This window comes from Chitinophaga niastensis (assembly GCF_003014755.1).
GTDB classification, from domain to species: Bacteria; Bacteroidota; Bacteroidia; order Chitinophagales; family Chitinophagaceae; genus Chitinophaga; species Chitinophaga niastensis.
Map to the genome: position 1 here is coordinate 216,263 of NZ_PYAW01000002.1, position 15,636 is coordinate 231,898.

Sequence of the window (15,636 nt, forward strand, 5' to 3'; positions counted from 1 at the left end):
GCTATTCATACGTAAGTTATTTCAATAACCACATTTTTCCATTGATATCATCTACATTATTATACTGTGCAATAGCAGCGTTATAATTAGCTGTATTGGCAGACTGGTCATCTGCGGAGTATTTATACCGCAGGGCAATTTTTCCGTTATTACCGGTACCCACACCAGTGGTAAATACGGGTACGCCTGTACGACGCCAGTTGTAATAAGGCTCTAAGCCACTGTTAAGAAAGAACGCCAGGTATTTCTGCTGCAGGATCTGTGTTAACCCGTTAGCATTATTACCTGCATATTGCACCGCAGGTTGACTGTAATAGGTATTATAATCAACATTTACAGGTGTAGTAACATAAGGCCCTGTAACCGGAATACCCGGAGGCAGGGAATAGGCGGTAATAGTGCCTTTCAGCGGAATGGCATAGAACGCCATAGATGATTTTATACCCAGGTTGTAATACGCTGCTGCATCGCCCGCAGGGCCGGCACTGATCCACCCCCTGTTAATTGCTTCTGCAATGTTGAAGCACATTTCCGTGTACCCGATAATGGGTGTAGGCTCGCCGGTATAACCAGAAAAATAGCGCCAGCGGTTAATATAGCTTAGTTTGCCACCGCCGTTCTGGCTGGCCAATATACCCATATCCAAACCGGGATCGCCACCCTGAAATGCTGCAAAGTCACCGGCAGTAACGCTGCCGGATACCAGCCCCGGTGCAGGATCTGTGGTAACAAATACCCTTGGATCCTTTAATTGTGTGAGCAGGCCCACATAAGTAGCTGAGCTGTTGTTGAGCGCACCATTTGCAAATGTTTCCTTATTCAAAGGGTATTTGTTGGTAGGATTCAGCCAGATATATTGCAGGTTATCAGCAGTACTTTCCATCACCGGGTATGCAGCCGGGTTGTTCACAATGGTATTGAACTGTGAAGCCAGGTTCAGATCAGCATCGCTGCCGGCCTTTTTACTCAGATGGATCAATAATCTCAGGCGAAAAGTATTCACTGCTTTTTGCCATTTTTTCAGATTATTGGAGAAATACATATCGCCGGCCAATGTGAGGTCGTTATTGGCAATCAGTTGCGTGAGTTCTGTATTGGCGCTGTCCAGCCATAAAAAAGATTGCTGAAAAACGGCTTTCTGTACATCATATTTCGGGGTAAGCATCGCAGCGCCCTGGAGTGCCTGCGACATGGGGATGTCGCCCATTTGAAGGCTCATTCTTGAAAACAGGTAAGCCCTGAAAAACTTCCCCAGGGTATGGTAAGGGTTCAGTGGTCTTGCACCAAAAGCAAGGGCCTGCCCCTCCATATTGATTACATTGGTGAGCGTAGCATATAAATTATCGCCGGAGCCAAAGAGATATTGATTATTACCGAAATAAGAATTGTTCTGCAACTGAAACTGGTTGGTTCTGTCCAGCTGCCCACCGGGAGCATCTACCATGCCACTGAGGATACCATTAAATAACAGTGACGGCTGCACGGAGAGCGGTTTGTTTTTATTGACATACAGGTCATCAAAGCTTTTTTTACAGCTGGTGATTACCAATGCCAGACAGGCGAGGGTCAATATATTTTTGAAAGATGATTTCATAAAATGAAGCATAATTTAGAATAATACATTTACGTTAAAGCCATATCTGCGTGTCGTAGGCGTTTGCAGTGCAGACGCGGCACTGGCAGTGTTATACTGTTCCACATCAATGCCTTTGTATTTATTTCCTTTATAGAAATACAACAGGTTTCTACCTACCAGCGACAGTGTTAAACGACTGATCAAAGTTTTGTTTAACCAGCGCTGTGGCAGATTGTAGCCAATCACTACTTCTCTTAATTTTGCATAGGTTTTGCTGGTGAGCATCCCTTCCTGTATCTGCCCGTAATATTGTGTGGCCCAGCTTTGTACCGTGCTGGTAGATTTGTTGGGTGCAAATTGCAGATCCTTATAGTTGGTAATATTTCCATAGTTGTCGTAAGTAATGGCAGTGCCATTTGATACCTGTACCCCATCTCCTACATAAGCACCTTTGTAGCTGCTTACACCTGCATTGGCATCATCATCTAATCTCGATTTTCCGATAGCACCTTCCACAGTGGCAATATTGGCGCCGCCCTGCATGGTTAAGGAATACAGGCGATTACTGATTACGCCGCCCACACTGCCATCAAACTGAAAACTAACATTGAAATTTTTGTACCGGAAATTGTTGCTTATTGACCACATGTAATCCGCATTCATATAACCCAGGAATTGAGGGTATGGATTTTTTAATGGTTTACCACCGGCATCATATACAATCTGCCCATCCTGTGTTTTTACAAAACCTGTTGCATATAATTTATCTGTTCTGTCGCCTTTTCTGAAATAGGTTTTATAATTGGTTTGTCCCGGAGGCAACTCATCGTATACTTCTTTAAATGTAGACCAGTTGGCCATTACATCCCAGCTAAAACTTTGCGTTTTTATAGCGGTTCCTGTGAGAGATAGCTCGTATCCAGTTTTCCTTGTTTTCAGTGCATTGATGTAATACGTTGTATAGCCGGTAGCAGGTGTTATAGCATTGGGTAGTATCTGCGGGCCATCAATGTATTGAAAAGCGGTAGCACTCAGTCCCAGTCGGTTTCGCAAAACTTTTACATCTATCCCTTCTTCAAAATTCACCCGGTTAAAGGTTTTGATGTTAGGATCAAAAATGCTGGGAGCGGAGGTAGCCGCGGTTACATTATTATATGGCTTATTGGTAGAATAAAAAGACTGCAACGAGTAATCAGGACCGCCATACGGGCTGATATAGTTATTGCCATACTGCGAGAAATTGGTATTCAAAGAATTGGCAGTAGACCCATTTAACTGGGTGTAGGTATTGTATGGTGTAGCACCAATACCAGTGGCAGTAGCATCACCGTGCACGGAAGCATAGGAGCCACGGATCTTCAGGAATGAAATCACCGATGGCAGCTTTATGTAATCGGAGAGCACCGAGGCAGCAGATACACTGGGATAAAAATAGATCCTGCCACTGCTGGGTACTGCTGATGACTTATCAATTCTTCCGGTACCGGAAAGCGTAGCGTACCGGCCAATAGAGACATCCATAGCGGCGTATCCACTGAGTACCCTCATGGCTGAACTGAAATTATTGGTCATTAAAGCATTGAGCGAATTATTGAAATTGTATACAGTAGGTACTACGAGATAATCTGTAGAAGTAAAATTAGAATTGTAGGTAAATGCTCTTAAACTTCCGCCAGCAAGGCCTGATACACTGATTAAATGATTGATCCTGTAATTATAGTTCAGTTGTATATCAGAATTGCTTTCAAACATGTTGCGCCTGTCTTCCCGGTAGTCGCCCTGTCCCAGTGTTCTGGCGTATGTGTAGGCGCCCCATGGCATCTGTTCTGTACGAAGCAGGCTATACGTACTTATCTGTGTACGACCTGTTACATCCAGGTGATCATTGAGTTTGTAGTTTAATGACAGATAACCATTGATATCTGTTTTGTAATGTCCTCTCAGCCAATCTTCCACCATCATCCAGGGATTATTGTAGTGAACATGCTCCGGAAATACGATTTTTACATCTTTTTGACCCGGCTGCCATTTGCCCCTGATGTCCGGTGCAGCTACATTCCATTCATCACCCGTCCATACAGACAGGTTGTAGATTAAACTGTTAGGACCATACGTTACATCCGGGATGTTAGGCGTATAGGTTCTGCTGAAGTTAACATCCGAATTGAATGTTAACCGGGGTGTAATTTTATAGGTAGCGGTTGTATTAAAGTTAACCACATCTACGCCGGTATTAGGTACAATGCCGGTTTGGTGAGATTGTGATACGGAGAAACGCATCGCATATTTTTCACCAGTTGCAGATAACGACAGGTTGTTGGTAGACTGAAAGCCCGACCGGAGAAATCTTTCCAGGTTGCTTTTACCATTTACATATCCGCGGTTGTTATAGGGAGCAGGTTTGATGTGTCCTTTATAATTCAGGTCGCCGAAAGTGGTAGTGTAGGTTTGGGTAGGATCGTACTCCCCATCGTATTGTGGCAGTAACTGTCCGCGGAATTTAGGCCCCCATAGCTGGTACTGTGCATCCTGCAGGCCACCGCCAAAACCATCAGCGTAGGCATACTGGCCGTACATGCCGCCACCATATTCATGCTGTGTGTGAGGCATGGCAATGAAGCCTTTATCAACAGAATTGGTAGAATTGAATTCTACCGACAATCCCTTTTTATTACCTGCTTTTTTTGTAGTAATCAGTATGGCACCATATTGTGCGCGGCTACCATACAGTGCAGCAGCAGCGGGCCCTTTCAGTACACTATAGCTTTCTATATCATCCGGACTGATGTTCCATGTATCGGAGCTGATTGGTACACCATCTACTACAAATAATGTGATCTGATTGCCTCTCATTACCAGGGAGGGTGTACCCAGCATTTCTGTACTGGCAGCCACAGAAAGGCCGGCTACTTTACCGGTAAGACCTGTAATAGGATTGGCATCCCTTGCTTTTACCAGATCAGCACCTTTTACTTCCTGTACGGAGTACCCAATCTTTTTTAATTCTTTTTTTACACCTAATGCAGTTACTACCACTTCACTCAGCGCTTTGGTATCTTCCTGTAATTTTATCTGCAGGGTGTTATTAGTACTTTGTGCATTTACTTCAAATCCTTTGTACGTGCCAGGGAGATATCCCATGAAAGTAAAAGTGAAATCATACTTGTTTCCTGTAATTAATTTTTTAAATGAAAAAACGCCTGCGGCATCTGTTACGGCTGAATAATGCTGATGCGTGTTTTGACTGATCGCCTGTACACTTACACCAGGTAGTGTTTCACCTTTGTCGCTAAGAACAGTACCGGTTAATTCAGACAGGTTTTCCTGCGAGAAAGCAGCTTGTCCAAGGAGCAGTACAAACAGGCATGTTAGCAGTCCGATTTTTTTTCGGAGTTGTTTGTTTTTTGGTTTCATAATGTTTTTGATGATATTAATGAGTGTGCATAGAATGCCCTTTGCAGGTTTTACCACCTGCATTACTTTTATGATAAGGTTGTTGTTTATTAACTTTACTTATGCGCTTGCATCTACACAATAGTTATCCGGCGTTGTAATCCGACGGTAAAATTTCTCTCCGGGATTATGCAAAGGGAATTATAAATGAGTAATCAACAAGGTTATATTAATGTTAAGGGAGTGGGCGGATTGGTATGGATTTCTGTGTTGGTAAATTCTTTTAAAACCGGGTTAAACATTCTTTCTTAATAATTCTCATTTAAAAAATGAAGGAGTTATGAATACTCCCAAAAATCTTTCTCTTTCGTTATAGCCATATACACATCGCATTAAAAATAAACCAGGCGCCTGGAGGTGAGGATTGGGAATATTTATGTGTAGGATATATTTTAAAAGCAATGTAAATTTATAGCTTACTCAGCGAAAACGAACAATGAAAAAACTGATCAGCTATAGCTTTCAATTGCTACTGCTTCTTTCGGCGATCCCGGTTAATGCGCAATCAAAATTACTAAGTGATGCCAACTGGAAAGCAGCTATCAACACAAATGGTCACCTGACATCCCTGCTTGTTAAAAACAATACCGGATGGGACAGTATCCCTGTGCTGGCAGATACTTTGCCCGGCATCTCCTGGTATTATGTGCAAAACAAACAGGCCATACCCGTAACATTACAGGAAAATGGACCCTTTACTTATAGCGGACAAACCGGCGCTATTCGTTTTAAGCTACAGTATGCGGTGGAAAATCAGCATTTTATTGTAAAAGCTACGGTGTCTAATAATGGGAGTACCAGTTTTCAACCGGAGAAATTGGGCCTGCAGATGGGTATCAGTAATTATATGGCTGGTTATCCACAGTGGGAAAAGGTATATTTTCCTACCATGCTGCGATGTGAGAAAACACATTTTACCGGCTACCTTACAACACCTACAGGCAAAATATTATTGGTGGCATCGCCGGATGCTGTGGCATCCTGGAGCCTTTCGTATAATTTTGGTTATGGCGATAAAGCTATTTTTTTCTGGGGACACCGGATCTATTCCTTCAATATGGATCTCCTGAATACATTGCCTTTACCCGAAAGACATCCGCAGGAACTTACTGCATTAAAGCCCGGTGAAACCAGAACCTGGACTATTTACTTCAAATCAATCGGACAGCTTGCTGCAGTAGAAAAGGAATTATCCCTGCTTATAAATGCGCCATCATTCGATATTCCACAAACAACCCTGGAAGAGGGAAGTGCTTTTAACTTTACGATAAACGGAAGCAACCTGCAATCGCTTACCGTTAAAACGCCTTCCGGCAAACAGCAACAGCTGCCGTTACATAAGAACAATATTTATCTTCCGCAGGAAGGCGCCGGTGTATATATTATCACTGCCATCAATGCAGCGGGTAAGTCTACCGAAGCTATGATCAGTATACATAAGCCCTGGAGCTGGTATCTGCAACAGGCGCGACTCGCCGCATTAAAGTATACCCAAAAGGCAAGCTGGAATTGTGAAAACTGGTATGGCTTTTATTCTGCCTATCTCGCGCAGCAGTATTTCCCGGATAAACAATTGCGGGAAAAAACAGATGAAAGATTTAACCAGGTAATGGGATTAATGTACAGCCCGCAATGGCTGCCTACAGAAAATAAAAGCCGTATCCAGAATCATAGCACCACCATCGGAATATTAGTGGATAAGTATAAGTCGTCCGGTAATATAGCTGACCTGGAAGCTGCTGCTACATTGGCCGACTGGATCATTCAGCATTCTCAGAGTGCGGACGGTGCATATCGCAATGGGCATACACACTACACAAGTGTTATTTATGTTGCTAAAAGCATCATGGAATTAATGGTGGAAGAAAAAAAACGAGCCGCATGGAAAGAACGTTACAGCAGGCATTATGCGTCTGTTAAACGCGCTATTGATCAGCTGATGGGAGGGATGAGCGTAATTGACACCGAGGGAGAATTAACACTGGAGGATGGGATGATTTCCTGCACAGCCTTGCAGATAGGCGCATTTGCATTACTGCAGGATAATGAAACAGAGAAAAAGAGGTATACAGCTATGATGCTGCGTTTTCTGGATACGCATAATTGTCTTACCCAGCTTGTTAAGCCCGACAGCCGGCAACGGGGCGGTACGCTTCGTTTCTGGGAAGCACAGTATGATGTGATGCTGGCCAATAACATGTTTAGTTCTCCTCATGGATGGACTGCCTGGAGAATATACGCCACCTATTACGCTTATCTGCTTACAGGTGAAGAAAAATGGCTGGTACAGACAATGAATGCATTAGGAAGTAGTGCGCAGCTTATCGATTTTAAGACAGGTGACCTTCGCTGGGCATTTGTAGGAGATCCATATATTAACACATTGCAAAGCAGTGCTAATTTTCCTAATACCAGCGCTGATAAGTACAACAATAATCAATTCAAAACAGAAGAGGGAACTTTCAGGCCAATAGTGATAGGAGAACAATATGTTCCTATGGTAGCTGATTGGTTTCATGCTAATTCATCCGACAATGATGTGCATGAAATTTTCAAATGCCTGGAGGAAGTGGCGCTTGCAGCGGCTTATGTACTGCAGCGAAAAGATGGTTCTCTGCTTACTTATAACTGTCATGCGCAACTACTGCAGGGTGTATTGTCAGTAACACCCGCTGAAGCAACAGTCAAAAAGGTGAACATAAATCTGAACCGCTCCTGCAAGGTGACTATCAACTGGAATGCTGGAAAAGCTACCACGCTGCAAGTAACAGGAAGACGCTGGATCAATCAGGAATAGTTATTCGGAATTGATCATCTATCTAAATGAAAAAAGCCGCCAATGCTTATCTGATAAGTATTGGCGGCTTTTTAGTTATTTTTTTATCTATCTACCGGAAATGATTTATTAATAAAAAATAATCCATCAAACATATCCGGCCATACGGTTTTAGTATCTATGTAATCAAGCGGTGTTCCCTGTTGTGGTAACATTAACCAGCGGGGTGCAGGTCTGTAGTTAATAAAGGCATAATTAAAGCCGGTACTGGATAGCAGGCCTTCTACACTTATATCTGATCTGGGAAGTACAGGAAGGATTTTACTGTTTGTATAATCCATATAATTGCCGGTTGCCCCTGAAAAGCCAATAGCATAGGCCGCTTTGCCGAAATGCTGACTAATAGTGGCGCCCATTGGTACTAAAGTAGAAAAGAAATACATGGGATCATTGGTAACAGTTCTCAGGTTGCTGGTGTTTTTGGCGATATGTATATTATGTGCCCAAACAATTATTTTTTTACCCGGGTATGCTTTCTCCGCCAGCCATATCAGGTTCTGCGCCATTTGCAGGTCCCGCACACTTACCTCATTGCCACTAACCATTTCCCAGTACCTTTTTGTTTGCGATTCAATACTGCATACTACCTGGTACCAGAATCCCGGCGAATTGGTTAATTGTTTATCGGCTATCTTATCATTTGATGTGAGTACTTTTTTGAGGGTATCCAGCTTATTGAAAAAGATTTTCTTTTCGTCCCCACCGGGCCGGTATGTACGGGAAGCAAAGGAAGCGAGAGATAATTTCTTAAAGAGTTCCCAGTTTTGATCAAGTATAGCCGGGTTTCTTTCTCTGAAAAATTTTTCGAAATCAGGAAACATATCATTGATAGCTTTAACGCCGGAGTGTTGGCTTTCGAAACCTGCTACTATCAAAGGATCTGGCTGATTTACTTTCGATTGGATGTAGTCAAACAAAGGATACATCTGTTTGCTGGTAGCATACATGTAAAATAAACTGCCAATTACTTCTTTGGAAAACTCCCCACCGTTCTTTGTATTTTCCCATATACGGGCGCAGTCATACAACCCGCTTTCAAAGGCGAGTACTTCAAAGCCCATTTCCTGGTGTAGAAATTTTATCAATCTTGTTTTAGCCTGAAAGGTGGAGCCTTCGCCATGTGTCTGTTCTCCCAACAAAACAATGCGGGCATTGCCGATGGCGTTTTTGATGGCTTTCAGGTCTGTAAATGTAGTATCAGCCGTATCAATCGATCCTATTTGTGAAATGTCTTCTTTTAGAAAAGCCTGGCTATAGCACTGTGTCGCTGTGAATATGATCCCTGAGAGTAGTATGATTTTCCCAATCAGGAGATACCTTCGGGTGATAGTAACTGGTGACATAGGATGATATTTAGGTTTTCATTATAATAAGTAGACTGTAAACGTAAGATATTAGCCATATATTTTTATACTTTGTAAGTTTTTTTACAAACTGGACAACGACATCATTTTATTTGTCCCATTAAACCATTCATTATCATGAATTTACGATTGTTGTCGATTATTGGCATTATTGCTATTCTTATCATGCCTTGTGATGGTGTGAAGAAAACGCCGGCAGCTGGTATAGCGCTCACAGGCACGTGGCGCTTAGTGGTTACAGCATGATACATTGATTCAACGTGGAATAGAAAAAATTGATAGCTTAAATTTCAATCATGAAATTGTAGAGGCATATATTAAAGTACGCTGAGAATATCCAGCAAATAAAAAAGGTTGCCAACTTCAGTTAGCAACCTTTTTTATTTGCAGCAACATTTTAATTACTTTCTGCAGATGTATTATTTTTTTTAGGATAATTTAAAAGTATAGAGGTAAGGATGGGAATAAAGAATATAGAAACCGTTAATATTGACATAGTGATATCTGCTGTATGACTGCCAAGGAACAGGCTTAGCGGCGTTCCCGGGAAAAAGTGTTCATACAACGACAACAGCAACTTAATACCTAAAATGCCAATTACTATAAAGGCGGCAGTTTCCAGGAAACTATATTTCTCCATCAGTTTCACAAACCATTGCGCAATAAAACGCATCGCCAGGATACCAATGAATACACCTGTGCAAACCAATATGATGTTAGGTGTAAACGCCACTGCTGCAAATACGTTATCGATGGAAAATGCCATATCCATTAATTCCACCAGTGCTACTGTAGCCCAAAAAGTACCTATATAACCCACAGTTGTGCGATAGAGCCAGTTGTTGTTTTTATCAACTGTTTCCTCTTCTTCTTCACCTGCAGCTGCCTTTTTACTTTTCCACCAGTCCCATACCAGGTATATAAGATATAGGCCACCAATAGGTTTTAGCCACCAGATTTTAATTAAGAAAGCAGCAAATATCATAGCAAGCCCCCTGAAAATATAGGCGCCAAAGATACCATAGCGCAGTGCTTTTTTCCTTAGCCTGGGCTCCAGGTCCATTACCATAGTGGCCAGCACGGCTGCATTGTCTACCGAAAGTAAACTTTCAATAATAATAAGATTACCGACTATCGCGAGTGATGGTATAGGGTGGTCGATAATTTGTTTTAGAAGATCATACATCGTAAAATAGTTTTTGATGGAGCTTTTGTCTCATCAATAAATAAGCTATCAAATCAAATGAGTTAGAAAGTATCTGTGTTGAGCATCGTTTTTAAGATATTGGCCTGTACATCAAAACTGCTGATGTTGTGAAGGAAATTTACATCAGACAATTTTTCATAGTATTCGACCAACAATTTTTTCACTGTGTCGGGCATAGCTGTTTTAGTGGCACCAATACTGCCTTCAAGCAGATCATTTTTATGTTGCAGTTCTTGTGTGAGCTTTGCTTTTTTTGAAAGTGTATTGGTCCAGTCAATGTTCGTGATGGCAGACAGATCGCAGAATAGAAATAAATTCCGGGATGGGTAAAACAGGAAATACTTATCACTATCTATCAACTTATACACTTCAAGAACCACACTCCCGGCTTTCAGTCCACAGAAAAATTCACTTCTGAAATCGGTCTTACACAATAAACCTAACAACTTCCGTTGAATAATTGCATTGGTATTTTTATATACATCACCAGGGTTGTATTGTATAAGATCGTTTAGTAATTCAGGAGAAATATCATAAAAAAAATCCTGCGAAAAATGGGTACTAAACGCATTGATGTTTTTAGAAAAAGGATATTCATCTGAATCATCCGAGAGTGTCTGATATAGTTTTCTTAGCGATAAATTAATTTTAAGTGCTTGTCGCTGTTTATCTAAATTGAAATTTTTCTCAGAAAAAATGGAGTCATTTATCTTCTCAATTAAATCATTGTTCAGTTGTATTTCATCAAATAAAAGACTCACATTTTTCTCATTGCTGCTTTTTATCTTTTTTAGAAGTTCAATGGCAGTAGCAGTGAATTGAAGGTGGAATAACTCCAGTTTATTAATATCTAACTCCGGATTGGTTTCAAATAATTTATGAATTACCTGGCTACGTAAATATATCTTGTATATAATCTCCTCTTCAAAAAAAGCAGACAGCAACTGTAATTTGCTGATTGTTTTATTTGAATCACTTAATATGCTGCTCGCCAGATGATCATCCATTATTCAAATTCAATTAAACGTTAGTTACGTTTTTCCTTAATTCAGTTTCCAGGTTTTGTAACTCACCATCCAGTACTTTTCTGTTTTCTGCTCCCTGGTCGTGAATTTTCTTCACTTCCGTCAATGTTTCTATCAGCGATTGGGTAGTTCTTTTCAGTGTGTCGATAGATACAACTGTTTTTTCGTTTTCTTTTGCTACATCAATGCTGTTTTGTTTTAGCATGTCTGCATTTTTCTGCAAAATAGTATTGGTTGTATCGGATATCTTTTTCTGTACTTCCACGTTGGCCTTCTGCCGCTGTAATGCAACAGCAATGGTCAGCTGGTTTTTCCAGACAGGAATGGTAGTGGAAATAATAGACTGTGCTTTTTCTGCAATGGAGGTGTTGTTGTTTTGTACCAGTCTTATCTGTGCTAAAGATTGCATCATGATGAAACGTACAATCTTCATGTCTGCCAGGCGCTTATCCAGTCTGCTTACGAAATCTCTCAGATCAGCAATTTCATAATCATTGTAGTTGGCAGCATTTGCTTCCATTTCTGCCAGCTGCTGTGTGAGCTCGTTATATTTTATTTTGCCGGAGATAATGAGTTCTTCCATTTGTTTGATATAGTTCACATTGCTATCAAACATGGTTTGTAAAGAGCTGTTATCCTTGATGGAGTTTATTCTTCCGGCTTTGATCTTATTGGTTATTTTATCGATGTTACCAACCACGGTATCGTACTTCTGGAAAAGCTTTTGTGTATCTACTACGATCTTTTTCAGGAAAGGTACTTTCGATAAAAATGATTTAAAGCCGCTCTGGTTAAGTTCATCTACATCAATGTAGTTCAGCTCAGAGAGCAGATCATTGATCAAACCACCTACTTCGCCGGAATTAAATGTACGTACAGAAGTGAGGAACTCATTACTGTACTTTTCCATTGAATTCTGAACGTCGGAGCCATAATTTAGAATGGAGTTAACATCGCTCTGCACGAGGCTTTTACTTATTTCTCCATATTTTTTGGTCTCTTCAGGCGTTACTAATGCTAAATCAACATTTCCTTCTTTGTCTAACTTCACTGGGGAAGCATTGGGATCAGTAATATTGGTATTTACTTCCATAAGGTATTTAATTTAAAAAGGATGATTACTTCATTATGATTTAAAATACTATAGATAGTGCTGTGTTACGGTGTTTACGGTATCCTGCAGTTTTTTATCTTTCGTAGGCTCGCCAATAGCATTAAATTTCCACTCACCGTTTTTCTTATAAAAAACACCCATTACCATAGATACATGTCCTGCAAAGCCCGCTCCGCTGGCGATATCATAAGTAGCAAATATTTCATTTACGCGTGAAGGGGTACCTTCATAAATGCGGATGGATGCAAAAGGAATAGTACCAAAATCGTGTCCTCTGAAACTGTTGAGAACGAATGCTACATGTGAAGTAGCAGGATTCAGCCTGGAAAGATCAAGTGTAATCACTTCATTGTCCAGTCCGTCATCACCGCCCATATCACCGGTGAGGTCATCGCCGCTATGCTTTACTGCATTATCTTTGGAAGAGAGGTTGCCGAAATAAACAACTTCCAATACCTGTTTTTGTTCGTTATACAAAGCGCAGCTGGCATCCAGATCTACTGCTTCTTTTGTTTTGGACAAACCAAACAGTCCTTTCTTCTCAATTGCGCCCCAGTTGATACCTACACAAATATTTTGAAGCTTGCTGCCGTTACTTTTTTCAAGATTGATACGTTGACCTTTTTGAAGATTGATAGCCATAGTAATAGTAAATATTTTAGGAATTAATTTTAGTTGTATTTGTTTAAATAGTCCTGTAAGCCGCCTTTCATACCTACGCCTACTGCTTCAAATTTCCATTCATCATTGCGTTTGTATATTCTTCCAAACTCAACGGCTGTTTCAATGGAAAAATCTTCTTCCAGCTCATATTTAAGGATTACTTCATTGTTAGCGGAATCAAAGATCCGCACATATGAATTTCTTACCTGGCCAAAATTTTGTCTCCGGCTCTCTGCTTCGTGGATAGTAACTACTACACATAATTCTGTAGCATTGGCATCTATTTTGGAAAGATCTATTTTAATCTGCTCATCATCACCTGCACCATCACCGGTAAGGTTGTCGCCGGTATGTTCTACGCCACCACCTGGTGATACGAGGTTATTGTAAAAAACAAAATGCTGGTCAGATAATACTTTTTTATTTTCTCCTAAAATAAAGATCGAAGCATCCAGGTCGAAACTAGTACCTGTTGAAGAAGCATTAGCGTCCCAACCCAAACCAATTGTGAATTTAGGAGCATTAATCGCCTGCCGCTGCCCCTTTTGCAAATTAATCGCCATGTTGTATGCTTTTATGTTTTTTGTTAAATAAGTAATTATTGATAAAATTCAGGCTGGGCTGATAGGCTTCAATGGTATGATAGCCGTTGCCCAGTGCCATGTTGTATAAAAGATGAATAAAGTTACTCGTTTGATTTTGCAGAAAGATACAAAAGGTGTCAAAGTCGTAGCTAAGTATATATTTTACGATACGGGTATTGATGAAGAATTGTTCGTCCCGGATAATTTCCTCCAGGTGAAAAATGGACTTTACGTAATGATAATTTAAGTGATTTTCGATATTAGGATGGATATTTTTATTAATCAGTTCGGCAAAGTAGAGCATATAAATATCATTGGAGAGGTTGTAAGTCTCTACCATTTTCATGATCATCCGCTCATGACTGCCGGTTATTTTGATATCATCTAAAAAGAGGATCTTTTTTCCGTGCAGAAATTCTTTATCAATATGGAAGGTATCGTTACCGATCAGGTTCATTCTTGCTGCTGCGTCCAGTTCTCCGTAATCTTCCTTGTAGGTAATGGTACGATGTACTTTTGTTTCCTGTACCACCGGAAAACCATTTTCTGCCAGCCATCTGTTGAGGCGGAATACAAAATAGTTTTTCATGGCAAAAGTTGCCGTGGGTATAAATGAGTACGGACTTGATACCACAACAATTTGTTGCTGTATCGGGTTTTCCGTTAAATGCTGTTGAATAAAACCTTCGGCTAAACTGATACCAAATGTTTTGGCTACAACTTCATCTCCAAATTTAAAACGGCTATAATCATCCGGGGAAAATCCGAAATGAGTAGCGTTATTTATTTTATGTAATGAGTAGGTAATGGTCATCAGTTCAGTAAACTTAAAATGCTCTGGTTATTGGAATTGATCAATAAAGTATTGATGCCGATCATTTTTGCGCCTTCAATATCTGCTTTTATATTATCTCCAATATGTATAATTTCTGTTAAATTAATTTTTTCATCATTTCTGCTGGCGGTAATGTTATCTAACATGAGCCTGAACAGCCTTTCATTGGGTTTGGACATACCCGTTTCATCCGAGTACAGCTGAAAATCAAAGAAACGGTTTAATCCCAGCTTTTCCAATACTACCCTTAATGTGCGGCCTTTTATAAAGGCGGTATTGCTCAACAAACTAATCGTACTGCCGGATGATTGTTTTATTTTGCTGAGCACATCCACTGTTCCGGCATCGTATATTACGGGCAAATGCTTGAATACAAGCGCTTCCATGTCCTGATACAATTTTTCCAGGTCAATGTCCCGGAAGGAATGGTGATCATCATTAATGGCGCTGATCACCATTAAATACATTTCTTCTGCGTCAATATTATTCCCTGTTTTTTCATTAATAGCATTGCACATAACATCCACCTGACGGAATATGAGCGCTATCGCTTCTATTGATTTATGGTGTTGATTAAAATGATCGAAAAAAAATTTTGTCCTTTCCTGCTTAAAAGAAGGATTTGATTTTATGAGTGTGAGCCATAAGTCAAATGAATAGTGCTTATAAGTGTTCATGTGGTAATTCTCCGCTTGTCGATCTATAATTGCTTATTATCCTGCATAGTGTATCGATTGGTATTCCTTAAAAATGATCTGCTTTGGCCCATCACCGGGGATTTCCAAACAACGATCGCACTAAATTGAGTGGGCATAATAACAAATTTCAGGCCTGTTTAAATGTTAAATGTTATCGCTGTGTTTAAAAATAACGAGTTTTTGGGTCACATCAAAAGTTTAGGTGTAACAATCCGGACGGGCAATTTACAAAAGATAAAGGTTACCAGCGAAAGCAGGTAACCTTTATATATATTAATTAA

The 15,636-nt window shown here is 40.5% G+C and carries 12 protein-coding genes; 2 read left to right on the plus strand and 10 right to left on the minus strand.

All coding sequences use genetic code 11. From position 1 onward, the window contains the following. Positions 1-16: 16 nt before the first annotated feature. Together CLV51_RS09385 and CLV51_RS09390 are read right to left on the minus strand one after the other, a co-directional pair. Positions 17-1,594, minus strand: a complete 1,578-nt coding sequence (locus tag CLV51_RS09385; RefSeq protein WP_106527792.1) for a SusD/RagB family nutrient-binding outer membrane lipoprotein — start codon at positions 1,592-1,594, stop codon at positions 17-19. A gap of 15 nt (positions 1,595-1,609) precedes the next feature. Continuing rightward, entirely contained in the window at positions 1,610-4,990 is a 3,381-nt protein-coding gene (locus tag CLV51_RS09390; protein WP_106528786.1) for a SusC/RagA family TonB-linked outer membrane protein, read from the minus strand. A 475-nt stretch (positions 4,991-5,465) separates the two neighbouring features. Between CLV51_RS09390 and CLV51_RS09395 the strand changes: the two genes are divergently transcribed. Further along, positions 5,466-7,826, plus strand: a complete 2,361-nt coding sequence (locus CLV51_RS09395; RefSeq protein ID WP_106527793.1) for a hypothetical protein — start codon at positions 5,466-5,468, stop codon at positions 7,824-7,826. Positions 7,827-7,909: 83 nt separating this feature from the next. On the opposite strand, the gene CLV51_RS09400 is transcribed toward CLV51_RS09395, so the two are convergent. After that, a complete protein-coding gene (locus CLV51_RS09400) occupies positions 7,910-9,208 on the minus strand; it encodes an erythromycin esterase family protein (protein ID WP_106527794.1) in 1,299 nt (432 codons plus the stop codon). Between the two features lie 138 nt (positions 9,209-9,346). On the opposite strand from CLV51_RS09400, the gene CLV51_RS29770 reads away from it, so the two are divergent. Beyond that, the gene (locus tag CLV51_RS29770) at positions 9,347-9,475 is read left to right on the plus strand and encodes a hypothetical protein (RefSeq protein WP_281261524.1); all 129 of its coding nucleotides are present in this window, start codon (positions 9,347-9,349) and stop codon (positions 9,473-9,475) included. 151 nt (positions 9,476-9,626) lie between these two features. Here the strand turns inward: CLV51_RS29770 and CLV51_RS09405 are convergent, their stop codons facing one another. The 7 genes from CLV51_RS09405 to CLV51_RS09435 form a co-directional block, all read right to left on the minus strand. Beyond that, the gene (locus CLV51_RS09405) at positions 9,627-10,415 is read right to left on the minus strand and encodes a DUF475 domain-containing protein (protein ID WP_106527795.1); all 789 of its coding nucleotides are present in this window, start codon (positions 10,413-10,415) and stop codon (positions 9,627-9,629) included. 62 nt (positions 10,416-10,477) lie between these two features. Continuing rightward, positions 10,478-11,443 (minus strand): hypothetical protein, encoded by a 966-nt coding sequence (locus CLV51_RS09410; protein ID WP_106527796.1) that lies wholly within the window; start codon positions 11,441-11,443, stop codon positions 10,478-10,480. 13 nt (positions 11,444-11,456) lie between these two features. Continuing rightward, on the minus strand, positions 11,457-12,554 hold the full coding sequence (locus CLV51_RS09415; RefSeq protein WP_106527797.1) for a toxic anion resistance protein: 1,098 nt from the start codon (positions 12,552-12,554) through the stop codon (positions 11,457-11,459). A 48-nt stretch (positions 12,555-12,602) separates the two neighbouring features. After that, on the minus strand, positions 12,603-13,217 hold the full coding sequence (locus CLV51_RS09420) for a TerD family protein (protein WP_106527798.1): 615 nt from the start codon (positions 13,215-13,217) through the stop codon (positions 12,603-12,605). A gap of 29 nt (positions 13,218-13,246) precedes the next feature. Continuing rightward, on the minus strand, positions 13,247-13,801 hold the full coding sequence (locus tag CLV51_RS09425) for a TerD family protein (protein ID WP_106527799.1): 555 nt from the start codon (positions 13,799-13,801) through the stop codon (positions 13,247-13,249). After that, positions 13,791-14,636, minus strand: coding sequence for a phosphoribosyltransferase family protein (locus tag CLV51_RS09430; protein WP_211301976.1), 846 nt, complete (start codon positions 14,634-14,636; stop codon positions 13,791-13,793). The genes CLV51_RS09425 and CLV51_RS09430 overlap by 11 nt, the downstream gene beginning before the upstream one ends. Then, positions 14,636-15,334 carry an HAD family hydrolase gene (locus tag CLV51_RS09435; RefSeq protein WP_106527801.1) on the minus strand — a complete coding sequence of 233 codons (699 nt, stop codon included), beginning with the start codon at positions 15,332-15,334 and terminating at the stop codon, positions 14,636-14,638. The genes CLV51_RS09430 and CLV51_RS09435 overlap by 1 nt, the downstream gene beginning before the upstream one ends. Positions 15,335-15,636: the final 302 nt, after the last annotated feature.